The organism is Novosphingobium sp. HR1a, from assembly GCF_015594425.1.
Taxonomy (GTDB): domain Bacteria; phylum Pseudomonadota; class Alphaproteobacteria; order Sphingomonadales; family Sphingomonadaceae; genus Novosphingobium; species Novosphingobium resinovorum_A.
In genome coordinates this window covers 81220-102852 of the sequence record NZ_JABXWS010000033.1, presented here as the reverse complement: position 1 = coordinate 102852, position 21633 = coordinate 81220, and the positions used below count along the sequence as shown (strand labels likewise).

At 65.6% G+C, this 21633-nt stretch carries 20 protein-coding genes; 11 read left to right on the top strand and 9 right to left on the bottom strand.

Translation table 11 applies throughout. From position 1 onward, the window contains the following. Positions 1–2 precede the first annotated feature (2 nt). The 7 genes from HWN72_RS06725 to lexA all read left to right on the top strand — a co-directional run bounded on the left by HWN72_RS06725 (position 3) and on the right by lexA (position 5681). Complete coding sequence (locus HWN72_RS06725) at positions 3–785, top strand: phosphodiester glycosidase family protein (RefSeq protein WP_036522970.1); 783 nt, start codon at positions 3–5, stop codon at positions 783–785. After that, positions 782–1378 carry an aminodeoxychorismate/anthranilate synthase component II gene (locus HWN72_RS06720; RefSeq protein WP_008833029.1) on the top strand — a complete coding sequence of 199 codons (597 nt, stop codon included), beginning with the start codon at positions 782–784 and terminating at the stop codon, positions 1376–1378. The genes HWN72_RS06725 and HWN72_RS06720 overlap by 4 nt, the downstream gene beginning before the upstream one ends. Further along, positions 1375–2367 (top strand): anthranilate phosphoribosyltransferase, encoded by a 993-nt coding sequence (gene trpD / locus HWN72_RS06715; RefSeq protein WP_036522967.1) that lies wholly within the window; start codon positions 1375–1377, stop codon positions 2365–2367. The genes HWN72_RS06720 and trpD overlap by 4 nt, the downstream gene beginning before the upstream one ends. A 10-nt stretch (positions 2368–2377) precedes the next feature. Then, positions 2378–3169, top strand: a complete 792-nt coding sequence (gene trpC / locus HWN72_RS06710) for an indole-3-glycerol phosphate synthase TrpC (RefSeq protein WP_036522965.1) — start codon at positions 2378–2380, stop codon at positions 3167–3169. 16 nt (positions 3170–3185) lie between these two features. Continuing rightward, positions 3186–3671, top strand: a complete 486-nt coding sequence (moaC, locus tag HWN72_RS06705; RefSeq protein WP_036522961.1) for a cyclic pyranopterin monophosphate synthase MoaC — start codon at positions 3186–3188, stop codon at positions 3669–3671. After that, complete coding sequence (locus HWN72_RS06700) at positions 3668–4888, top strand: molybdopterin molybdotransferase MoeA (RefSeq protein WP_036522959.1); 1221 nt, start codon at positions 3668–3670, stop codon at positions 4886–4888. The genes moaC and HWN72_RS06700 overlap by 4 nt, the downstream gene beginning before the upstream one ends. Before the next feature lie 100 nt (positions 4889–4988). Continuing rightward, complete coding sequence (lexA, locus tag HWN72_RS06695; RefSeq protein WP_036522957.1) at positions 4989–5681, top strand: transcriptional repressor LexA; 693 nt, start codon at positions 4989–4991, stop codon at positions 5679–5681. Positions 5682–5729: 48 nt separating this feature from the next. Here the strand turns inward: lexA and HWN72_RS06690 are convergent, their stop codons facing one another. Continuing rightward, entirely contained in the window at positions 5730–7979 is a 2250-nt protein-coding gene (locus HWN72_RS06690) for a ComEC/Rec2 family competence protein (RefSeq protein WP_248005849.1), read from the bottom strand. A gap of 30 nt (positions 7980–8009) precedes the next feature. On the opposite strand from HWN72_RS06690, the gene gltX reads away from it, so the two are divergent. From gltX to HWN72_RS06675, 3 genes are all read left to right on the top strand, one after another. After that, positions 8010–9461 carry a glutamate--tRNA ligase gene (gene gltX, locus HWN72_RS06685; protein ID WP_008833036.1) on the top strand — a complete coding sequence of 484 codons (1452 nt, stop codon included), beginning with the start codon at positions 8010–8012 and terminating at the stop codon, positions 9459–9461. Between the two features lie 11 nt (positions 9462–9472). Next, on the top strand, positions 9473–10756 hold the full coding sequence (locus HWN72_RS06680) for a citrate synthase (RefSeq protein WP_008833037.1): 1284 nt from the start codon (positions 9473–9475) through the stop codon (positions 10754–10756). Positions 10757–10917: 161 nt separating this feature from the next. After that, positions 10918–11115 (top strand): hypothetical protein, encoded by a 198-nt coding sequence (locus HWN72_RS06675; RefSeq protein WP_008833038.1) that lies wholly within the window; start codon positions 10918–10920, stop codon positions 11113–11115. A gap of 6 nt (positions 11116–11121) precedes the next feature. Here the strand turns inward: HWN72_RS06675 and HWN72_RS06670 are convergent, their stop codons facing one another. The 4 genes from HWN72_RS06670 to HWN72_RS06655 form a co-directional block, all read right to left on the bottom strand. Further along, positions 11122–12537, bottom strand: coding sequence for a sensor histidine kinase KdpD (locus HWN72_RS06670; protein WP_083274576.1), 1416 nt, complete (start codon positions 12535–12537; stop codon positions 11122–11124). Further along, on the bottom strand, positions 12492–13427 hold the full coding sequence (locus tag HWN72_RS06665; RefSeq protein WP_036522954.1) for a hypothetical protein: 936 nt from the start codon (positions 13425–13427) through the stop codon (positions 12492–12494). The genes HWN72_RS06670 and HWN72_RS06665 overlap by 46 nt, the downstream gene beginning before the upstream one ends. 35 nt (positions 13428–13462) lie before the next feature. After that, positions 13463–14644, bottom strand: a complete 1182-nt coding sequence (locus tag HWN72_RS06660; RefSeq protein WP_036522951.1) for a hypothetical protein — start codon at positions 14642–14644, stop codon at positions 13463–13465. A 133-nt stretch (positions 14645–14777) separates the two neighbouring features. Then, entirely contained in the window at positions 14778–15080 is a 303-nt protein-coding gene (locus tag HWN72_RS06655; protein WP_008833042.1) for a hypothetical protein, read from the bottom strand. A 69-nt stretch (positions 15081–15149) separates the two neighbouring features. Here HWN72_RS06655 and HWN72_RS06650 point away from each other — a divergent pair, with 69 nt between their 5' ends. Beyond that, positions 15150–17792 carry a hypothetical protein gene (locus HWN72_RS06650; protein WP_036522945.1) on the top strand — a complete coding sequence of 881 codons (2643 nt, stop codon included), beginning with the start codon at positions 15150–15152 and terminating at the stop codon, positions 17790–17792. A gap of 143 nt (positions 17793–17935) precedes the next feature. On the opposite strand, the gene HWN72_RS06645 is transcribed toward HWN72_RS06650, so the two are convergent. Genes HWN72_RS06645 through HWN72_RS06630 form a run of 4 tightly spaced genes read right to left on the bottom strand, consistent with a single transcriptional unit; the run spans position 17936 to position 21633 of the window. Further along, a complete protein-coding gene (locus HWN72_RS06645; RefSeq protein ID WP_036522942.1) occupies positions 17936–18892 on the bottom strand; it encodes a rhodanese-related sulfurtransferase in 957 nt (318 codons plus the stop codon). Positions 18893–18930: 38 nt separating this feature from the next. Then, complete coding sequence (locus HWN72_RS06640; RefSeq protein WP_036523404.1) at positions 18931–19221, bottom strand: DUF1467 family protein; 291 nt, start codon at positions 19219–19221, stop codon at positions 18931–18933. Between the two features lie 10 nt (positions 19222–19231). Further along, entirely contained in the window at positions 19232–20857 is a 1626-nt protein-coding gene (locus HWN72_RS06635; RefSeq protein ID WP_036522938.1) for a ribonuclease J, read from the bottom strand. Next, positions 20854–21633: a type III pantothenate kinase gene (locus HWN72_RS06630; RefSeq protein WP_036522935.1), complete on the bottom strand. Its 780-nt coding sequence runs from the start codon at positions 21631–21633 to the stop codon at positions 20854–20856. Before HWN72_RS06630 ends, HWN72_RS06635 begins: the two co-directional genes overlap by 4 nt.

Sequence of the window (21633 nt, the reverse complement as noted above, 5' to 3'; positions counted from 1 at the left end):
GCATGCGAACGCCCCTAGCCCTCGCAGCTTGCGCGATCCTCGCCGCCTGCTCCGCCGACGAACCCGCAGCCAAGCCATCGGCCCCGCCTCCTCCGCCATGCCAGGGCGCGAGCTTCGAGGGCGCCAGCTTCACGCACTGTACCGCCGTGCCGGGTCGTCACACCATTCACACCGTCCTCGGCCCCAAGGGCGGCGCGCCGTATCGCAGCCTCTCGCAACTCGCGGTGGACCGCCCGGCGCGCAGCCACGAAGTTGCCTTCGCGATGAACGGCGGCATGTTCGACGCCGATGGCAAGCCGATCGGCTACTACGTCGAGAACGGCGAGAAGCAGCATGCCCTCAATACCAACGAAGGCTGGGGCAACTTTCACCTCAGCCCCAACGGCGTCTTCTACGGCGACGCGGCAGGCAACTGGCATGTCCGCGCCAGCGACGACTTCGCAAAGTCCGTCACCGACCGTCCCGATTTCGGCACCCAGTCCGGCCCGATGCTGGTCATCTCCGGCAAGCTGCACCCGAAGATCGACGATGACGGCACATCGCTGAAGCTGCGCAACGGCGTCGGCATCGATGACAAGGGCCGCGCCCACTTCGTCATTTCCGACGAGCCGGTATCCTTCGGCAAGCTCGCGCGCTATTTCCGCGACGCCCTGAAATGCGACAATGCGCTGTTCCTTGACGGCAGCGTATCCTCGCTCTGGGACCCCGAACATGGCCGCGTCGACGGCGGCCCTCCGCTCGGCCCCTTGATCGTCGTCGAGAAAAGCGCAAAGGCGAAGTCATGATCCTCGTCATCGACAATTACGACAGCTTCACCTGGAACCTGGTCCATTACGTGATGGAACTGGGCGCCGAAGTGGAGGTCGTGCGCAACGACGCGCTCAGCGCAGGCCAGGCCATTTCCAGCGGTGCGAAGGGCTTCCTGATCTCGCCCGGCCCCTGCACCCCCAACGAGGCGGGCATCAGCCTCGACCTCGTCGGCGCGGCAGCGGATGCGGGGATGCCGCTCCTCGGCGTGTGCCTCGGCCATCAGTCGATCGGCCAGTATTTCGGCGGCAAGGTCGTGCGCGGCGGGCTGATGCACGGCAAGACCTCTCCTGTCACGCATGACGGCACCGGAGTCTTCGCCGGGCTGCCCTCGCCCTTCACCGCGACGCGCTATCACTCGCTGATCGTCGAGGATATCCCTGAGACGCTGGTGGTGAACGCCCGCTCGGACGACGGCCATGTCATGGGCTTCCGCCATGCGAGCCTGCCGATCCACGGCGTCCAGTTCCATCCGGAAAGCATCGCCACCCAGCACGGCCATGCCATGCTCGCAAACTTCCTGCGCACTTGCGGTATCGAGGCCAAACTGCCGGAACGGCTGAGCGCATGACCCTTCCCGACCCTCTCCACCCGATCGCCGAGGACGAGGCCCAGGCAGCCTTCGCCGCAATCCTCGACGGCGAAATGCCCGAATCCGAAATCGCCGAGTTCCTCGTCGCCTTGTCGGATCGCGGCGAGACCGCCAGCGAAATCGCGGGCGCGGCTCGCGCCATGCGTGAGCGGATGATCCCGGTGAAGGCGCCCGCAGGCGCCATCGACGTCTGCGGCACCGGCGGCGACGGCTTCCACACCCTCAACGTCTCGACCGCCGTTTCTCTGGTGGTCGCGGCTGCGGGCGTCCCCGTCGCCAAGCATGGTAACCGCGCTGCCAGTTCCAAAGCGGGCGCCGCCGATACCCTCGAAGCGATGGGGCTGAACCTCGACCGCGCCGTCGAGACTGCAGAATCCACGCTCGCCGAAATCGGCATCGGCTTCCTGTTCGCCGCGCGCCACCACCCGACGATGGGTCGGCTGATGCCGCTGCGCAAGTCGCTAGGCCGCCGCACGATCTTCAACCTGATGGGGCCGCTGGCGAACCCGGCGCAAGTCTCGCGCCAGCTAGTCGGCATCGCACGCCCGGCTTATGTGCCGATCTACGCCGATGCCCTGCTGCGGCTTGGCACCGAGCACTCGATGGTCATTTCCGGTGATGAGGGCCTCGACGAGTTGAGCCTCGCAGGCGGCAACGAAGTCGCGGATATTCGCGGCCGGGAACTGTCGATGCGCCGCGTCGCTCCGCAGGATGCCGGTTTACCGACGGCCGCAGTCGATGCCATTCGCGGCGGCGACCCCGCCTACAACGCCCGTGCCCTCAACGACCTGCTGATGGGCGCTCCCGGCGCCTATCGCGACGCCGTCCTGTTCAATGCCGCAGGCGCGCTGCTTGTGGCCGGTGAAGTGGACACCTGGGCCGAGGGCGTCGAAGAAGCGGCAGAAACGATCGACAAGGGCCTCGCCAAGGCTTTGCTCGACTGCTGGATCGCGGCAACCCGTGCCTGACGAGGATTCCATGTCCGATAAACTTACCGAAATCTGCGATACCAAGCGCGAGGAGGTCGCCGCCCGCAAGCCGCTGGCCACGATCGCCGATCTCGACGCCCGCGCTGCCATGCAGACGCCCCCTCGCGGCTTCGAGGCGGCACTGCGCGCCAAAGCCGCGACCGGCTACGCCTTGATTGCAGAAATCAAGAAAGCATCGCCTTCCAAAGGATTGATCAGAAGCGACTTCCAGCCATCACAGCACGCGGTCGCCTATGAGCGGGGCGGCGCCGCGTGCCTGTCCGTGCTCACTGATGCTCCCTACTTCCAGGGCCACGAGGATTTCCTCATCCAGGCCCGCGCCGCCTGCGGCCTTCCGGTGATCCGCAAGGATTTCATGGTCGATCCCTGGCAGGTCGCGGAAGCGCGCGCGATCGGTGCCGATGCCATCCTCATCATCGTCGCCGCACTGGACGACGTGCTGATGGCGGAAATCGAAGCCGCTGCGACCGAGCGTGGCCTCGACTGCCTCGTCGAAGTTCACAACGAATCTGAAATGGAGCGTGCAAGTCGTTTGAAATCGCGCCTTATTGGTGTGAATAACCGTGACCTGCGACGTTTCGCCACCGATATCGGCACGACTGAGCGCCTCGCCCCGCTGGCGCCGGCAGGCACGCTGCTGGTGAGCGAAAGCGGCATCAACGTCCATGCCGATCTGGTACGCCTGTCCTCGTGCGGCGCCCGGACATTCCTCGTCGGCGAAAGCCTCATGCGCCAGAACGACATCGAGGCAGCCACGCGCGCGCTACTAACCGGAGCCTGAACGCCATGGGTTCGCGATGAGCAAGTCCCTCACTCACATCGACCCGGACGGCAACGCGCACATGGTCGACGTTGGCGCCAAGGCCGAGACGCAGCGCATCGCCGTGGCATCCGGACGCATTTCCATGAGCGCGGATGCCCTTGCCGCGATCCGCGCCGGGAATGCTCCGAAGGGTGACGTGCTTGGAACCGCGCGCATTGCTGGCATCATGGCGGCCAAGCGGACGGCCGATCTCATCCCCATGTGCCACCCGCTGCCGCTCGATGCCGTAAACCTCGACTTCGCTTTCGAGGATAATGCTATCCGCGTCATCGCGAAGGCTTCGCTGACCGGTCGCACCGGGGTAGAAATGGAAGCGATAACAGCAGCTTCTATCGCACTTGTCACAATTTACGACATGGCCAAAGCGCTCGACAAGGGCATGGTCATCGGAGACATCCGCCTGGTCGAGAAAATCGGCGGTAAATCAGGCCATTGGAAGATGGACGGATGGACTGAATGAACGGCTCCGCGCCGCTCTCTCTGGAGGAGGCACAAGCTCGCCTCCTCGCGCTCGTCACCCCGCTGTCGATAGAGCGTGTCGATATCGAAGGCGCGCTCGGCCGTTTCCTGGCTGAACCGCTGCACGCCAGACGCACGCAGCCCTCCGCAAATCTGTCAGCCATGGACGGCTACGCCGTCACGGCAGGCGACATGCGCGGCCCCTGGAGGATCGTCGGTGAAAGTGCCGCCGGGCATCCTTATGTCGGCCCGCTCTCGCAAGGAGAGGCAGTCCGAATTTCGACGGGCGCGATGCTGCCGCCCGACGCGGCGGCCGTCATAATCCAGGAAGACCTGACACGCGAGGGCGCGAACCTTATACTCTCGGGCGAGCCGCCCGCACCGGCGCACAAGCACATCCGCCATTGCGGGATGGATTTTGCCCAGGGCGTGGAAGTCCTGCCCGCTGGTCTGCACATCGCGCCCGCGCAGATGGCGCTGGCGATCGCGGCCGGCCATACGCACCTTCCCGTGCATCGCACACCGCGCCTGACCGTGATCGACAGCGGCGACGAACTCGCCTCCGATCCGGAGCGCTGTGCACCGCACCAGGTTCCCGCCAGCAACGGCGCGATGCTGACGGCCATGGCGCGTTCGCTGGGCGTGGATGCGCGGCGGATCGGCCCGGTGCCCGATACGATCAAGGCAATAACCTCCGCTTTCGAAGCATCCGCCGATGCCGACCTCATCGTAACGAGCGGCGGCGCTTCGGTCGGCGATCACGACCTCATTCGTCCGGCACTCGAAAGCTGGGGCGCGGGCATCGATTTCTGGCGTGTCGCGATCAAGCCCGGCAAACCAATCCTAGTCGCCACCCGCGACGTGGCAGGACGCCGTCAGATCGTGCTGGGCCTGCCGGGCAATCCGGTCTCCAGCTACGTCACCGCTTACCATTTCCTGCTCCCCGTCCTGCGCGCGATGCAGGGGGCTGCGCGCCCCTTGCCCATGCGGCTGACAGCCCGGCTGGCCATGCCGCTGCACCCAAGCGGCCGTCGCCGGGAATTCCTGCGCGGTTGGTGGGACGGAGAAAATGTGACGGTAAGCCCGCTGCAGGACAGCGGCGCCCTGTCGTCCCTGGCGGCAAGCAACGTGCTGGTCGATCGGTCGGCGCTGGCCGGTCCGGCACAGGCTGGTGAAGAAGTCCGGATATACTTGCTCCAGAACGGCGGTATTGCCTGAAGTATCGGCAATTGGTTGCTTGATTGTTCCCTCAATGTTCACTACCAGAACAAACGCGATCAGGGTTTGCCTGGTTCGGAGGTCACGAGAAGGCAGCGACATGTTGACGCGCAAGCAGCACGAATTGCTCCGGTTCATCCAGGTCCGGCTTGAGGAGACAGGCATCTCCCCCAGCTTCGAGGAGATGAAGGAGGCGCTCGACCTCAAGTCCAAGTCCGGTGTTCACCGACTGATTTCCGCACTGGAAGAACGCGGCTTCATCCGCCGCCTTCCCAACCGTGCACGTGCGCTCGAAGTCTTGCGCCAGGCCGATGACACGGGAAGCAAGGCCCTGCGTCCTTCTGCAGCGAACAGCAATGATGGATTGGCGCGTCCGCAGACGCCGCGTCGTTCCGTCGAAGCCGCCAACGACGTTATCGAGATCCCGCTGCACGGGCGTATTGCCGCAGGTGTGCCGATCGAGGCTCTCGAAGGACAGTCCATGTTGCCTGTCCCTGCCGCCCTGCTTGGCTCCGGCGAGCATTACGCGCTCGAGGTCTCCGGCGACTCGATGATCGAGGCGGGCATTCTGGATGGTGATTTCGCCCTCGTGAAGCGCACGAATGCCGCTCGCGACGGCGAGATCGTCGTTGCCCTGATCCGCGGGGAAGAGGCCACCCTCAAGTACCTTCGGCGCGAGGCGGGAATGGTGCGGTTGGATCCCGCAAATGCCGCTTACGAACCGCAGATTTACGGTGCGGACGAAGTGGAAGTCCAAGGCAAGCTCGCCGGCCTGCTTCGACGGTACAACTGACACGGCCACGCTGCGCCATGAAGGCCTTGGCGCAGCAGCAACCGGTAATTACTGCGATTTGCGCGGCGCAGGAGCATTCCTGTAACGGTGAACAGGCCGGGGACGCCACCAGCCGTGTTCACCTTGGGTCTGGGCTACCGTATCGATACGGGCCTTGCCCAGATATACCGCCAGCCCGCCAGTCTGCCCAAGCGATCCTCGATCGGCCTTGAACCAGCGCGGCTTGCAACTGCGCGGCAGCCAGCGATCCGATATGACGATGTCGCTGCGTTCGCATGCAGCGGCGAGCGACCGTTCCGCGACGGCATCGCGGCCCCGCGAAACCAGCACATGCCACGTGGTGCCGGAGCGTCTGACCGGCAAGGCGCAGAAATCACGGTTGCAGCGGGCACCCGGGAACTTGTCGAACGTGACCGGGTCTGCCTCGATCCCGGCGAATTCCATGAGATTGTCCCGGGCGTAGCCGCTTTCGCTGTTTCGAAGCAGGTAAAGCCGTTTCCCGCCATCTTCGACCAGCCCGACATGGCGACCATCTCCGGACACCAGCATGTCCGCCGCCGGTGCGGTCGCCAGCAAGAACACACCGACCGAGGCGATCGGTAGCCCGGCCCAGCGAATGCGGCCGCTCCAAAGGCCCATCCACAGACCTCCCGCGACGAAAAGCAGGAATGCCCAGGTGTCTGTACCGGGAAGCAGGTTCACAGCGCCCGGTCTCGACGCGAACCAGCGGGCCAGGCCGACCAGCAGGTCTATCGAGATTCCGGCGAGCCACCAGACCGGCCCGCCCAGCCCGGCGATATCGAGGACCAATGCACAAGCCAGCAAAGGCATCACGACAAAGGTAGACAGCGGAATTGCCGCCACGTTGGCCAGCGCTCCATACACTCCGGCGCGGTGGAAATGATACAGGCCGATCGGCATGAGCGCGAGGTCGATGACCACGCCCGTCAGCAGCAGGAGGGAAAGATGGCGAAGCCCGGTCATGGCAAGCCCTTCGTCGCGCGGTCCAAGGAAGTGCCGCACGGGCTTGGCCGTACTGACGGCGATCAGCGCCAGGACCGCGCCGAAGCTCAGTTGGAAGCTCGGCCCGATCACCGCCTCCGGCCAGAGCAACAGGACGCAGAACGCCGCCACCGCAAGCATGCGCAGGGACAAGGGCTCCCGCCCCAAAGCCAGTGCGATCAGGACCAGGAGGGAGCCGATGCAGGACCGAACGGTCGGAACTTCCGACCCGGAAAGCAAAGTGTAAGCGACGCCTGCAGCGGCCCCCGCACCGGCCGCGACGACCGGCAGCCTCACCCTCAGGGCCACCCACGGGAACAGCGCCAGCAACCGGATGACCAGTAGATAGACCGCCCCGACCATCGCGCTGACATGCAGGCCGCTGATCGAGAGCAGATGCGCCAACCCCGAGTCGCGCATGGCCTGGTCGTCAGCCTCCGTAATGCCGCCGCGATCGCCGGTGACGAATGCAGCGGCGATGCCCGCTCGTTCGTCCCCGATGCGGGCGCGAATATGGTTCGTCAAAGATTGTCGGATATCCAGCAATCCCCACTCGCTTCGCTTGCCTTTCCGGACGACCTTCACCTCACCTGTGACCGAACCGCTCGCGGCGATGCCTGTGAACCAGGACGTGCGCGCAAAGTTGTAGGCGCCGGGCAGCATGGGCGGCGCCGGCGGCATCAACCGTGCCCGGAAAGCCACCAGATCGCCCACCGCGATCCCGGTCGTCGATCCCTTGCCGGGAACGTTGAGCCGGACCTTGATCGCGTTGCCGGGCGAAGCGTCATGGCCGGAGCCGCTCAGGGGGTCACGCATGGCCAGCAGCAACCTGTCGCGTCCCAAGGCCGGCTGCGATTCGATCGCCAGAACCTGCGCGCTGAAATTTCCCGATAGCGGGCGCTCGATGGCGGGTTGTCCCACCAGTTCGGAACGCGCCCAGACGACGAGGCAACCGGCAACCACCACCAGCGGCAACAGCGACAACGCCCGACCGAGATGCGGGTAAACCACGCGCAAGGGAAAGGATGCATAACAAATTGCACAAATTGCAACAAGAGCGCCGCAAAGGCCTGCCCAAGCAGGTGCCGAAGGCAGCCAAAACCACGCAATTATGCCGGTTGCGAAGGCCACCGTCACCCATGGTGCGCGTTCGAATTCCGCCCCGGAAAGAAATCGCTCGACGACTGCCAAAACCCTCGACAAGAGGCCCTTGGCGGTCCATGGCCCATGCTGCAATGCAGCGGTTCCGGGGCTTTCCGGAGGCGGAATTTCACAAGTTGCGGCGTGGGTCCCCATTGCCGCCAATAGGACAGGAAGGTCGGGTAGATGGCAAGCGGTAGTGCATCGGGCGAAGCGACTGGCAAAAAGGCCGTCGTAACGCGCTTTGCTCCTTCGCCGACCGGTTACCTTCATATCGGTGGCGCTCGTACGGCACTGTTCAACTGGCTGTTCGCGCGCCGTCATGGCGGCAAGTATCTGCTGCGTATCGAGGATACCGATCGCGCCCGTTCGACGGAACCCGCGATCGACGCGATCTTCGACGGCTTGTCCTGGCTGGGCCTCGACGGTGACGAGGCGCCGGTGTTCCAGTTCGCCCGCTCGGACCGTCATGCCGAAGTCGCTGCGCAGCTGATGGAAAACGGCCACGCCTATCGCTGCTACCTGACCCAGGAAGAACTCGCCGAGCGCCGCCAGAAGGCGCAGGAAGAACGCCGCCCGTTCCGCATCGACAGCGAATGGCGCGATGCCGATCCCGCGACCTGGCCGGCCGACCGTTCCTGGGTGGTGCGCGTCAAGGCCCCGCGTGAAGGTTCGACGACGATCGAGGATCTCGTGCAGGGCACGGTCACCGTGCAGAACGAGGAAATCGACGACTTCGTCATCCTGCGCGGCGACGGCACCCCGACTTACATGCTGGCCGTGGTGGTGGACGACAACGACATGGGCGTCACGCACGTCCTGCGCGGCGACGATCACCTCAACAATGCGTTCCGTCAGCTCGTCGTCATCAACGGCATGGGCTGGGACGTGCCGGTCTACGGCCACGTGCCGCTGATCCACGGCTCGGACGGCGCCAAGCTGTCCAAGCGCCACGGCGCGCTGGGCGTCGATGCCTATCGCGACGAAATGGGCCTGCTGCCCGAGGCCGTGTTCAACTACCTGCTGCGCCTCGGCTGGGGCCACGGCGATGAGGAAATCATCAGCCGCGAGCAGGCGATCGAATGGTTCGACATGGTCGATGTGGGCAAGAGCCCCTCGCGCTTCGACCTTGCCAAGCTCCAGAATCTCAACGGGCATTATCTGCGCGAGGCCGACGACGTGCGGCTTGCGGGCCTCGTCGAAGCGCGCCTCGATGGCGTCGACGGCGATGAGCCTGCCGACCTGCTGGTCCGCGCGATGCCCGTGCTCAAGGTCCGTGCCAAGGACCTCAACGAACTTGCAGAAGGCTCTGCCTTCCTCTTCGCCCAGCGTCCGCTCGCCATGAGCGAGAAGGCGCTGGCGCTCCTGACCGACGAGGGGCGCGAGCGCCTCGCCGCGATCCATGAGCGCCTGTCCGGCCAGGCCGACTGGACTCTCGAGGCATTGGAAGCCAACCTGAAGGCAATGGCCGAAGACCTGGGACTGGGTCTCGGCAAGCTCGCGCAACCCTTGCGGGCAGCCCTGACGGGTCAGACGACCTCGCCGGGGATATTCGACGTACTGGTATTGCTCGGACGGGAAGAGAGCCTCGCGCGCATCGGCGAGCAGGCTCAGGTTCCCGCCGGGTCGCAGTCATAAGGAGATAATTGGTGGGTGATCAGGCTAAACTGAGCGTCGGCGGCGCGGAACACGACTATCCCGTTCTCAAGGGAAGCGTGGGTCCGGACGTCATCGACATCCGCAAGCTCTACGGCCAGACGGGCGCGTTCACGTTCGATCCGGGCTTTACCTCGACCGCGAGCTGCGAGTCGGCGCTGACCTACATCGACGGCGACGAAGGCGTTCTGCTGCACCGTGGCTATCCGATCGGCCAGCTGGCCGAGAACTCCTCGTTCATGGAAACGAGCTACCTGCTGCTGAATGGTGAACTGCCGAGCAAGGACGAGCTTGCCACGTTCGAGAACACCATCACGCGCCACACCATGCTGCATGAACAGCTGGCGACGTTCTATCGCGGTTTCCGCCGCGACGCGCACCCGATGGCGATCATGTGCGGCGTGGTCGGCGCGCTTTCGGCATTCTACCACGACTCGACCGACATCGCCGATCCCGAGCATCGCAAGATCAGCTCGCACCGCCTGATCGCCAAGATGCCAACGATCGCGGCGATGGCCTACAAGTATTCGGTCGGCCAGCCGTTCCTCTACCCGGACAACAAGCTGAGCTACACCGGCAACTTCCTGCGCATGACCTTCGGCGTGCCCGCGGAAGAGTACGAGGTGGTTCCGGCGGTCGAAAAGGCGATGGACCGCATCTTCATCCTCCACGCCGATCACGAGCAGAACGCCTCGACCTCGACCGTGCGTCTTGCCGGTTCGTCGGGCGCGAACCCCTTCGCGTGCATCGCAGCGGGCATCGCCTGCCTGTGGGGCCCTGCGCATGGCGGCGCGAACGAAGCCGCGCTCAACATGCTCAAGGAGATCGGCACCCCCGATCGCATCCAGCACTACATCGACCGCGCCAAGGACAAGAGCGATCCGTTCCGCCTGATGGGCTTCGGTCACCGCGTCTACAAGAACTACGACCCGCGCGCGACGGTCATGCAGTCGACCCTGCGCGAAGTGTTCGAGGCCCTCAACGTCACCGATCCGCTGTTCGAGACCGCGCTGCGCCTCGAAGAGATCGCGCTCAGCGATCCCTACTTCGCGGAGAAGAAGCTGTTCCCGAACGTGGACTTTTACTCGGGCATCATCCTTTCGGCGATCGGCTTCCCGACCACCATGTTCACCGTGCTCTTCGCCCTCGCCCGTACCGTGGGCTGGGTCGCGCAGTGGAACGAAATGATCTCCGATCCCGGCCAGAAGATCGGTCGCCCGCGCCAGCTCTACACCGGCCCGACGCAGCGCGACTACGTGCCGCTCGACAAGCGCTAAGGTTCATTCCGCGCGCAGTCGTGGATATCCGAAGCAAAGGCCCTCGCGAAAGCGGGGGCCTTTTTGTTTGCCGTCATCGTCAAAACCGATCCATTTGAGCATTCACGCCACAATCCGGCCGCATCCGGCGTGCAGCCTCTCCTCGAAAGGGGCGCACAATCATGATGTTTGTTAGAATTCTGGCGACGACCCTTGGCCTGCTGATGATGGCGGCAGGGATTTTCGTGGTCTTGCAAGGCACCGGCGTGCTCAGGTGGCCGGCCGACAGCGTGATGGTTGCTGACCGGGCATGGGCCGTGCGCGGGGCAGTCTTCGCGATGGTGGGCGGCATTGTCGTGTGGCTCGCCCGCAGATGCTAAAACCAGTCAGGCGTCGGGATCGACCGGCACTGCGAGGATGAACCGGGCACCCTGCCCCGGCGAGCTTTCGATGGAAAGCTCGCCGCCCATCGCGCGGGCAAGGCGCCGGGAAATATAGAGACCAAGGCCGGAGCCGCCGTCACCGCTGCGGCCCAGACGCTCGAACTTCTCGAATACCCGGAGCTGATCTTCATCGCTGAGGCCAGGCCCCTGATCCGCGACGAAGACGATGGCGCGTCCTCCCTCGACCGAAACCCGCACATCGATGCGCGACCCTTCCGGCGAGTAGCGAATGGCATTGCCGATGAGGTTCAGCAGAACCTGCAGGACACGGCGGAATTCCGCCAGAGCCGGGGCATGGTCATCGAGCGGCGGCGCCACGATCGAGATGTCTTTCTCCCGCGCCCGGACGCCCAGGATACCGGCGGCCTGCCGCGAGACATCAGCGAGATCGATGTAATCCGGCGTCGTCGAGAAACCGTCCTCCTCTACGACTTCCAGATCGGCCATGTCCTCCAGCAGACCAAGCAGCAGCTTGCCCGCGCCGGCGATCTCTCCGGCATATTCGGCATAGGCATCGGGAAGCGGTCCGGCGAGGCGCGTGCGGATGGTCTCGGCGTTGGCGACGATCCGCGCGATCGGCTGCTTGAGCACCGGCGCCAGATCCTGCCCCACCAGTCCGCGGCGCTGCAGCGGCGCTTCAGGCTCCGCTACCGGCACCCAGTCCGACGGTGCCTCGTCGGAAAGCAGCAGCAGTTCGAAGCCCGACGGCTCGAAGCCGGGCCGGATATGCGGCACCAGCGAGACGCGCCAGGATCGCGGCGAGCCCGCGACGACCACCGGCGCGCCGTCGAGCAGTCGCCAGTGAAGCGGCTGCTGGTGCGTCACGTTCTCCGGCGGCAGGAAGTCGGTCCAGCAGCGCCCCGCGCCTTGCTCCATCGCGGCGGACACTTGCGCCAGTTCGGGAGAATCGCACGTCACCGCGACCAGACGCTGCCCCGCGTCGAGCCATGCACATAGTTCCGCGACATGGCGATCGGTCACCGCGCGGCGATGTTCGCCCGGACTGCCTTCTTCGGAATCCAGAGCGGCCGTCTGCCAGCTGCGCACATGGATCGAGCATCCCTCGCCCTCCGGCTCGACTTCGATCCACGAAGAAATCGCATCGTTGCCATCCTGCGCCCTGATCGCCTGAGCCAGGCGGCGGCGCGCCTGTCGGGCACGGCGCACCAGTTCGAGCAATTCCGGCACCGCGATCGTACCGGGCATTTCGCCACCACAGCGCAGCTGCAGTCCGGCGAGAGGCTCGTCGGCGCTGATCAGACGATCGTGCTCATCGCACGTCGCATGGGCCAGAATGGCGCCTTCGCCCGGGCTCATCGCGAAGTCGCACCGTTCGAGAGGATCGACGCAGCGCGCCATGCATCGATGCCGGATAGCCCGTTCGGAAGGTTCGCCCCCGCGTGAATCGCCAACACCTGCTCCTCGGCAAGACCGGAGGGCAGTTGCGCGGCGAGCAGGCTCAGCGCCAGTCGCGCCTGCTGGCCCGGCTGCGTCGCCGTGGCGGCCACGTCGCGTGGTTCTCCCGAACGCAAGGACAGAGCCGTCAGGAACAACGCGACCCCGGCATGAGATATCGACAAGGCCGTCTCGGTGTCCAGATCGGCGACCAAGCGTTCCGCCCACTGCAGCCGATTGGCGTGGGCCGCGTGATGACGCCGGGCCTCCGCTTCGACCGCAGACGCGCGTTCGGATAGAGCAGGTTCGGCACCGACAAGCGCCCGCAGGATCGCAAGCACCGCTTCCAGCACGGCGTCAGGCAGTTCCGCCAAGGGCAGAGCCATCCGCCGTTGCCCCTGGCTCCAGTTCGCCTGAGCCGCAAGGAAGCCGCGCGCCAGGGCATCGCCGCAGCCCGCTCGTTCGCGTATGAGCGGCGAAGCTACCGGGTCGAGGCCGATCCGCTCCTGCAATCGTTCGGTCAGTTGCCATTCCAGCGCGGCGGCGTGGATATGCGCCAGCAACACCGGCTCATCGAGGAAAGCCCGCGTCAGCACCGCGATTTCCTCGGGAGCATGCGCACGCCGGTCGGCACTTCCGATCAGGGCATCGAGCAATTGCCCGGCGATGTCGGCGAGAATGCCCTTTACGCGCGCGAGAATCTCTTCGCTCAGAGCCGCGTTCTGTTCGGCGGCGACGAGATAGCGCAGCACCGGAAGCGCAGACGCCGCCGCAGCGTCACCGCGCACGAGGTCGCGTCGCAGAGCGGCCTCCACGGCTTGCGTATCCGCCGGATGAGCGGCCTGATCGATCATATGACCCGTCTAACCGGCATCTGGTTAATTCGAGGTTAGCCGTCGCGCCGACGCGGCAGCACGAGTGCCGCAGCGACCAGCCCGGCCGAAAGTAGCCTCACGACAAGCAGCACCTGCCCGAACCCGGACGCGAACGCGAGGATCAGGCCCAGCAACGCCCGGTCTGCGAAGAGACCGGCGAACCGCCCGGCGGCGATGCGCGGCAGCAGCACCAGAAGCATCATGAGAACAGCCGGAGTGCACAGCCACGCCAGCACCGGCTCCCCCGGAAAGCGCGGCGTGTCCAGCAGTATCAGCGCGGCGAAGACCACGTCGACCAGCCAGACCAGTGCATCCGCGCGCGGGATCGCCGGAGATGCCTGGCCCAGCGCGTGCCGCTCCGCCGCGCGCAGCAGTCTGCTCGCCTCCACCAGCAGCCAGGCGATCGCCAGGAACCCGAAGGCGCACCACAGGAAGCCGAACCAGCCCGCACCCGCCGCAATAAAGAGCATGACCAGCACCGCCGCCGACACCACATTGCTGGCATTGCCCGCATGCAGCAGCGACGATCCGAAGCTCAGGACCGCAAAGCGCGCGATCGTACGTCCCGGCGTCCGCGCTCCCTCCTGCGCGAAGCGCGTACGCATCCACTCGTCCTCCAGCGCGTAGGCTTCCGCCTCGCTGCGGACCATACGCCAGCCTGACCCCGCCCGCGCCGCAGGCGGAACCTCGCGCATGGTGATGCCGGACTGGAGCGCGATGCGTGTCAGCGCCGAGATCGCATCCACGTCGAGCGGCAATTCGTGCAATCGCTCGACCAGCGCCCCCGGCACGCGCATCAGCCCGGCGGTGGCGCGATTGATGTCGATCCGCTCGAAACCGGCGGCAAGCGCGCCTTCGACCGGCTGCACCAGCACGGTCGGAGCCCGTCCTTCGAGAAGCGCCGCAGCCGCCGTCGGATCGGCGAAAAGCCCCTCCGAAACGACGATCAACTCGTCTCCGGCCGTAACCAGACCGGCCAGTTGACCCGCCCCCGTCGCAATGCCGAACTGAAGCCCCGCGTCCTCCGCATCGTGTTGAAGGGCGATCAGTTCTGGCGTGGTGCCGCGCGCCATGCAGATGACGCGCTGGCATTCCAGCGCCAGCGCCATACCGAGTTGGTGCTGCGCCACGCTCGCCCCTGCAACGCGCAGGAATGCGCGCGGGAACGGCTGCCCTGTCGCGGCAGGCTCCGTCATGGCCAACAATGCTATGCGCAAATCCGAAACTCCAGCACCCCGGCCAAGGATGTAGGCAGGTCGGAGCCCAGTGCCAAGCCCCAGTGCCAAACCCCAGTACCCGACCAAACCGGCAGTCGGCCTGAACGGGGGATCAGGTTCCGGAAAACTCCGTCAGGTAGGTCTTGAGGCGGCGCACCACGGCAGGCTCACCCGGCGCGGCATCGAGGGCATCCTGTGCCAATCCCAGCAGATGCACCGAGTGAAAGCTCGCCGCCAGCCCCTTCAGCCGCGTCGCTGCGACCACCCAGTTGCCGTCGCACCGCGCCCGCTCGAGGAGATCGACCTGCCGACCGACGCCCTCGATATAGGCCGCTCGCAGTTCCGCCATCAGTACGGGATCGCCCCCGGCTGCAGCGGCGAGAGTGGCTTCCAGGGCTCCTGCTTCATATGCCATTTCCCCAGTTTAATCCCGGAAGTCTTAAACCGGGGTTTATCGGTCCGGTGCACGTGGTATCCTGGCTGGATGGTTGGGGAAAACAGGATCATCGCGTTCGGCGCGGGCACCGGCGAGCCGTCGGACACCCAGATGTCGGAAACCGCCGTGGAATCGGCGACGGAGTCGGACACCTCCGAAACCTGGGACGACGCCTGGGTGGCGGCAGATGACGCCGGCGAATCCTTCACGCCCTCTTCCGGGCGCGAATGGATCGCGCCCGCCGTTGCCGGGGCGGCGGTCGTCGCATGGAGCGGCCTGTTCCTGTTCGCGCAAGTGCCCGCAATGAAAACCGGCCTGACGCTCGCCGCGGTTCCCGCGCTCGTCATGCAATGGTGTGTGCCCGTGCTGCTGGTCGGCGTCGTCTGGTTGATCGCGATGCGCCGCAGCACACGGGAGGCACGGCGCTTCGGGCATATCGCGCAAACGCTCTCGGCCGAATCCGCCCTGCTCGAACGCCGCCTCACCACGGTGAACCGTGAGTTGAGTCTCGCACGCGAATTCGTCGCCGCACAAGCGCGCGATCTCGAAACGCTGGGCCGCCTCGCAGCGGAACGTCTTTCCCAGAATGCCGAACGCCTGCAGGAACTCGTGCGCGACAACGGCGCGCGGGTCGATTCGATCAGTTCGGTCAGCACCGCCGCGCTCGACAACATGGAGAAGCTGCGCGGCCAGTTGCCCGTCATCGCCAGTTCGGCGAAGGACGTCACCAACACCATCGCCAATGCCGGTCGCACCGCCCATGCCCAGCTTGAGGACATGATCAACGGCTTCAACCGGCTCAACGAGTTCGGTTCCGCCAGCACCCGGCAGGTTTCGATGTTGCGCGATCAGGTCAACGAGACGCTCGACGGCTTCAGCGCCCGCAGCGAACAGCTCGAACAGGCCGTCACCGCGCGTTTCTTGGCCCTCGACGAACGCGGAGAGGAATTCCGCACCCGACTGGACAAGCACGAGGTCGATGCCCTCGCCGCGATTCGCGTCCGCGCCAAGACGCTGACCGACGAAATCGACGAAGGGCGTCGCCAGCTCGACCGTCAGGAAGCCGAAAGCCTCACCTCGCTGCGCGCCCGCCTCGGTGCCCTGCGCGACGAGAGCGACGTTGTCTCTCGCGCGCTGCGCCAGGCCGAGGAACGTGCGACCGAGCACCTGCGTACGTCGCTTTCCAACCTGTCGGAAGAACAGGCCGCCACCGGCGTCGCCATCATGGAGGCTCAGCAAACCGCTGTCGATGCGCTGGCCAGCCGTCTGGCGGCGATCGCCGGCGAAGCCTGCCAGATCGACGAATCGATCGGCCTTCGTGCCGAACACCTCGCCATGGAAGCCGAGGAACGCCAGTCGCGCCAGGTCGAGCAGGAGCGGCACGCGATCGCCCGCATCGACCACATGCTGGGTGAACTCGACGCCTCGATCGCCGAGCGGCTCGAACGGCACCGTATCCAGGCCGCTGCCCTTGCCGAACGCGCGGCTGCGGTCACCGGCGAACTCGGCCGTTTCGAGGCCCGCCTCGAAACCATCGCCGCGCAAACCGGCGAAGCGGAAGATCGCTTGTCCATCAGCCTCACGGCGCTCACCGACCGCCTCACTGCCGCGCGCGCCACGCTCGCGGTCACCGACGATGAGGTGGAGAAGCTCACCGAAGACAGCGTGCGCCTGCTCGAACTCATCCAGGCGAGCGCCCGCCAGACCGGCAGCGCCCTTCCCGAAGCGCTGGCGGTTTCGGAAGACCGCCTGCGGCGTATTCAGGAAGGGCTCGGCAGCGTGCTTGCGCAGCTGCGCGAAGCGGCACAGGGCGGCGAGGATGTCGCAGCCGAAATCGGTGTATCCGGTCGCGATCTCGACGCGCTCATCGGTGGACTTTCGCAGGCACAGGCGCAGATTTCCGCACGCGGCGCCGATCACGTCGCCTTGTTCGGGCGCCTGCAGGACACGCTCGGCGAGATCGACGCGGCCACACAGACGGCCGCCGACAAGGCGGGAGGCGCCCTGGTCGGCGCCCTCGCCGCGCTCGGCACCACCCTCGACGAGACGGTGTCCGCGATCGAGGAAGACAGCGCCGAACGCATCGTGCGCATCGCCGAAACCCTCGGCGACGAAAGCGCCGCCGCTATCGAAAAGGCCATGCGCGGCAAGGTTTCGGAGATTTCCGGCCAGCTCGAGCAGGCCGTGGCTCATGCCTCGGGCGTCACCCGCGAAGCCGCCACGCAGCTACGCGAACAGATCGCCAAGGTGGATGACCTCGTCGGCAATCTCGAAGGCCGGGTCACGCAGGCACGCGAACAGGCAACGGAGCAGGTCGACAACGACTTTGCCCGCCGCGCCGCGTTCATCACCGAATCGCTCAATTCAAACGCCATCGACATTGCCACGGTTCTGTCGAGCGACATCTCGGACAGTGCCTGGGCCGCATACTTGCGTGGCGACCGGGGCATATTCACCCGCCGGGCAGTAAGCCTGCTCGACGCCGGCGAGGCCAAGGCCGTCCAGCAGGTCTTCGAGCGTGACGACGCCTTCCGGGCCAACGTCAGCCGCTACATCCACGATTTCGAATCGATACTGCGGCAGGTGCTCTCGACCAGAGACGGAAACGCCCTTGGCGTCACCCTGCTGTCGTCGGACATGGGCAAGCTCTACGTCGCGCTGGCACAGGGCATCGAGCGCCTGCGCGGGTGAGGTTGGGCTGACCGACCTTTCGTCATTGCAAGCATGGTGAAACAATCCAGGGCCGCGCTGAACCGCCCCGGCATTGTTTCACCATGCTCGCAATGACACAATATTAGGACGTTGCGGCAGATACCTCAGCCCTCTTCGCGGCCTTATTCGCCCCGATATACCGCCCCGACATGAGCCTCACCCCGCCGGGCAGCGAGCTTTTCCTGCCGTTCGCGTTCGCGGTAGGCGGCGCGCTGTTCCTCGGTACGCTCACCGTGACAGGCCGGGCAACTGACGCCAATCTCATAAAATTCCGAAGCCCGGTCTTCGGCGCTGATCGGGCGGCGGCAGGCATGGCATAGTTCATAGCTGCCCGGTGCCAGCCCATGGCCGATGGTCACCCGCTGGTCGAAAACGAAGCACTCGCCTTCCCACAGGCTCTGCTCCTCCGGCACGGTCTCCAGATACTTCAGGATGCCGCCCTTGAGGTGAAAGACGTCCTCGACGCCTTCCTGCTTGAGAAAGGCCGTGGACTTCTCGCAGCGAATGCCGCCGGTGCAGAACATCGCCACTTTCGGCGCCTTGCCCTGCCCGAGCAGCCGCTCGCGCTCGCTACGGAACCACTCTGGAAACTCACGGAAAGTCTTCGTGTGCGGATCGATGGCCCGCGCGAACGTACCCACCGCTACCTCATAGTCGTTGCGGGTATCGATCACGATCGTATCCGGATCGGCAATCAGCGCGTTCCAGTCCTGCGGCTCGACATACGTGCCCACGATCGCCAGCGGGTCGATGTCGGGCTGGCCCATCGTCACGATCTCACGCTTGAGGCGCACTTTCATGCGGTGGAACGGCATGTGCGGCGCGTCGGAGAACTTGACGTCCACGCCCTCGCAGCCCGGCAGCCCACGCACATGCGCCACGATCGCATCGATCCCCGCGTCGGTCCCGGCGATGGTCCCGTTGATCCCCTCACCCGCCAGCAGCAGCGTGCCGCGAATGCGGTGCTCATGGCACAGCGCCTCAAGCGGCGCTCTCAGCGCCGCCGGGTCGTCAAAACGGGTAAAGCAGTAAAGCGCCGCCACGCGCAGGCGCGGCGCGCTGGTATCCAGTGGTTCCATGGCGTGCCTCTAGCGCGGAACGGCGCCAAAGCCAAAGCTCAGTAGCCGAGATCCTTGACCGGCGGCGTCCCGAACAGGTTGACGTCGTCCACGGTGATCCACCCGTTCGCGTAATTGGCGTAGTAGAGCCCGAAAAGCACCACCGCCACGATGGTCGCCCGGCGCGCGACCAGCTTTGGGCGGAAGTTCACCGGCGCGCTGGTGGCGTGGCCCTTCTCGATGACATGGCCCTCCACTTCGTCCGGCGTGCGCAGGCCGACCGGGAGGACGATGAACGCGCTGAGCACCCAGAACAGGGCGTAGATCGCGATCATCGAGGTCCAGTTCATCGCCATCGCATCAATCCTCCAGCAACAGCACCTGCACTTGCGGCTTCTTGCCCGACCAGCGCGTCGCAGCGCGGCGAGCGGCAAGGCGCGCGGCTTCGGAGCGCGTATCGCGATCCGCCTTGCCCGCGCGCTTCAACGCCTCAGCAACGTCGCGCCTGGCTTCCTCGACGAACCCAGCGTAGTCCTCGTCGAGCGGCAGGCCCAGCGCCGAGATTTCGACCCTGCCCTTGCGATCCGCTGCCACTGAAATGACGCCGTTGAAGGCGATGCGGCGGCGCATGATGATCGCCTCGCCGTCAGCGGGCGCGATGATGTCGCCGTCGAGCACCAGACGGCCCGCGCGCACTTCGCCGAACTTGCCCGGGTGGTTGGGCGCGAGGCGCACGAGATCGCCGTTCTTCTGGAAAATCGCCTTGGGAATGCCGCTGGCGACGCCGAGACGTGCTTGTTCCTTCATGTGGCGGATTTCGCCGTGCACCGGCAGCAGGATCTGCGGCCGAATCCACGAATAGAGCGCTTCCAGCTCCGGGCGGCCGGGGTGGCCCGACACATGGATTTCGCTCTGACGATCGGTGACGACGATGACGCCCTGCTCGGCCAGACGGTTCTGGATGCGGCCGATCTGGATCTCGTTGCCGGGAATCTGGCGGCTGGAGAACAGCACGACGTCGCCCTTGTCGAGCTTGATCGGGTGATTGCCCTCGGCCACGCGGGCGAGTGCCGCGCGCGGTTCGCCCTGACCGCCGGTGGCGACGATCAGCACGTCGCCGCGCGGCAAGTCCATCGCGGTGTCGGGATCGACGAGGTCAGGCAAGTCCTTGAGATAACCGCAGGACTGGCCGGTCTGGATGATGCGGTCGAGCGAGCGGCCCGCCACGCACAGCTGACGGCCGGTCTTCTTCGCCACATCGCCCAGCGTCTGCAGGCGCGCGACGTTGGAGGCGAAAGTCGTCACCAGCACGCGGCGGCCCTTGTGCTTCTTCACTTCGGCCAGCAGGCCCCGGTAGACGTCACCCTCCGAACCCGACGCTTCCGGATTGAAAACGTTGGTGGAATCGCAGACCAGCGCGAGCACACCTTCGTCACCGATGGCGGTCAGTTCAGCCTGCGTCGCCGGGGTGCCGACTTGCGGCTCGTCGTCGAGCTTCCAGTCGCCGGTGTGGAAGATACGGCCATACGGCGTCTCGATCAGCAGCGCGTTGCCTTCGGCAATCGAGTGCGCCAGCGGGACGTAGCGGATGCCGAACGGGCCGATCTGGAAGTTCTCCAGGTCATCGACCACGTTGAGTTCGACCCGGTCGAGGATGCCCGCCTCTTCCAGCTTGGCGGCGACCAGCTTGGCGGTGAACGGCGTCGCATAGAGCGGCACGCCCAGTTCCTCGGCGAAGTACGGGACCGCGCCGATGTGGTCCTCATGCGCGTGAGTCAGGACGATGCCGAGCAGGTTCTCGCGCTCGTTCTCGATGAATTCGAGGTCGGCGAAGACCAGGTCGACGCCGGGGTATTCGTTACCGGAGAACGTCATCCCCAGATCGACCATCAGCCACTTGCCCTGACAGCCATAGAGATTGACGTTCATGCCGATTTCGCCCGAACCGCCGAGCGCACAAAATAGAAGTTCCTTACCGGGAATCACTTAGAAGCTGCCCTTTCGGCAATGATGGCGAGGCCGTCGATCGTGAGATCGGCGTCGACCGCGTCGAAGATATTGGTGGCCTCGTCGAACAGGACGGCGAGGCCGCCCGTGGCGATGACCTTGGCGGTACGGCCGATCTCGGCACGGATGCGGGCGATCAGGCCCTCCATCATCGCGACGTAGCCCCAGAAGACGCCGATCAGCATCTGGTCCTCGGTGTTGCGGCCGACGACGCTGGTGCTCTTGGGCGCCGCGATGGCGATGCGCGGCAGCTTCGCCGTATTGCCAACCAGCGCGTCGAGCGAGAGGTTGATGCCCGGCGCGATGATGCCGCCCTTGTAGGCTCCGTTGAAGTCTATCACGTCGAAGGTGGTCGCGGTGCCGAAATCGACGACGATGAGGTCGCCCGCATGCTTGTCGTGCGCGGCGATGGCGTTCACCGCCCGGTCGGCGCCGAGCGAACTGGGCTGTTCCACGTCAATGTCGATGCCGTACTCGGCCTTGCCCTGCCCGGCGATCAGCGGCTCGATCTCGAAGTAATGGCGCGCCAGTATCTCGAGATTGTGCAGCGCTCGGGGCACGACGGTGGAAATCACGATCTGCGTGACTTCCTGCGCCTTCACGCCGCGAATGGCGAGCAATTGCATCAGCCAGACGGCGTATTCGTCGCCCGTGCGGCGCGGGTCGGTGGCGATGCGCCAGCGGCCCTTGATCGTGCGACCTTCCAGCAGCGCGAAGACGACATTGGTATTGCCGGCGTCGATAGCGAGCAGCAT

What these genes read in the sequence shown, in the direction of transcription:
- HWN72_RS06700 (WP_036522959.1), top strand. Translation starts at nt 3,668, where the DNA reads ATGAACGGCTCCGCGCCGCTCTCTCTGGAGGAGGCACAAGCTCGCCTC.
- HWN72_RS06640 (WP_036523404.1), bottom strand. Translation starts at nt 19,221, where the DNA reads ATGAACTGGACCTCGATGATCGCGATCTACGCCCTGTTCTGGGTGCTC.
- HWN72_RS06665 (WP_036522954.1), bottom strand. Translation starts at nt 13,427, where the DNA reads ATGATCGATCAGGCCGCTCATCCGGCGGATACGCAAGCCGTGGAGGCC.
- HWN72_RS06650 (WP_036522945.1), top strand. Translation starts at nt 15,150, where the DNA reads ATGGTTGGGGAAAACAGGATCATCGCGTTCGGCGCGGGCACCGGCGAG.
- HWN72_RS06660 (WP_036522951.1), bottom strand. Translation starts at nt 14,644, where the DNA reads ATGACGGAGCCTGCCGCGACAGGGCAGCCGTTCCCGCGCGCATTCCTG.
- HWN72_RS06690 (WP_248005849.1), bottom strand. Translation starts at nt 7,979, where the DNA reads ATGGGGACCCACGCCGCAACTTGTGAAATTCCGCCTCCGGAAAGCCCC.
- HWN72_RS06720 (WP_008833029.1), top strand. Translation starts at nt 782, where the DNA reads ATGATCCTCGTCATCGACAATTACGACAGCTTCACCTGGAACCTGGTC.
- HWN72_RS06645 (WP_036522942.1), bottom strand. Translation starts at nt 18,892, where the DNA reads ATGGAACCACTGGATACCAGCGCGCCGCGCCTGCGCGTGGCGGCGCTT.
- lexA (WP_036522957.1), top strand. Translation starts at nt 4,989, where the DNA reads ATGTTGACGCGCAAGCAGCACGAATTGCTCCGGTTCATCCAGGTCCGG.
- trpD (WP_036522967.1), top strand. Translation starts at nt 1,375, where the DNA reads ATGACCCTTCCCGACCCTCTCCACCCGATCGCCGAGGACGAGGCCCAG.
- HWN72_RS06675 (WP_008833038.1), top strand. Translation starts at nt 10,918, where the DNA reads ATGATGTTTGTTAGAATTCTGGCGACGACCCTTGGCCTGCTGATGATG.
- trpC (WP_036522965.1), top strand. Translation starts at nt 2,378, where the DNA reads ATGTCCGATAAACTTACCGAAATCTGCGATACCAAGCGCGAGGAGGTC.
- HWN72_RS06670 (WP_083274576.1), bottom strand. Translation starts at nt 12,537, where the DNA reads ATGGCGCGCTGCGTCGATCCTCTCGAACGGTGCGACTTCGCGATGAGC.
- HWN72_RS06655 (WP_008833042.1), bottom strand. Translation starts at nt 15,080, where the DNA reads ATGGCATATGAAGCAGGAGCCCTGGAAGCCACTCTCGCCGCTGCAGCC.
- HWN72_RS06630 (WP_036522935.1), bottom strand. Translation starts at nt 21,633, where the DNA reads ATGCTGCTCGCTATCGACGCCGGCAATACCAATGTCGTCTTCGCGCTG.
- HWN72_RS06725 (WP_036522970.1), top strand. Translation starts at nt 3, where the DNA reads ATGCGAACGCCCCTAGCCCTCGCAGCTTGCGCGATCCTCGCCGCCTGC.
- moaC (WP_036522961.1), top strand. Translation starts at nt 3,186, where the DNA reads ATGAGCAAGTCCCTCACTCACATCGACCCGGACGGCAACGCGCACATG.
- gltX (WP_008833036.1), top strand. Translation starts at nt 8,010, where the DNA reads ATGGCAAGCGGTAGTGCATCGGGCGAAGCGACTGGCAAAAAGGCCGTC.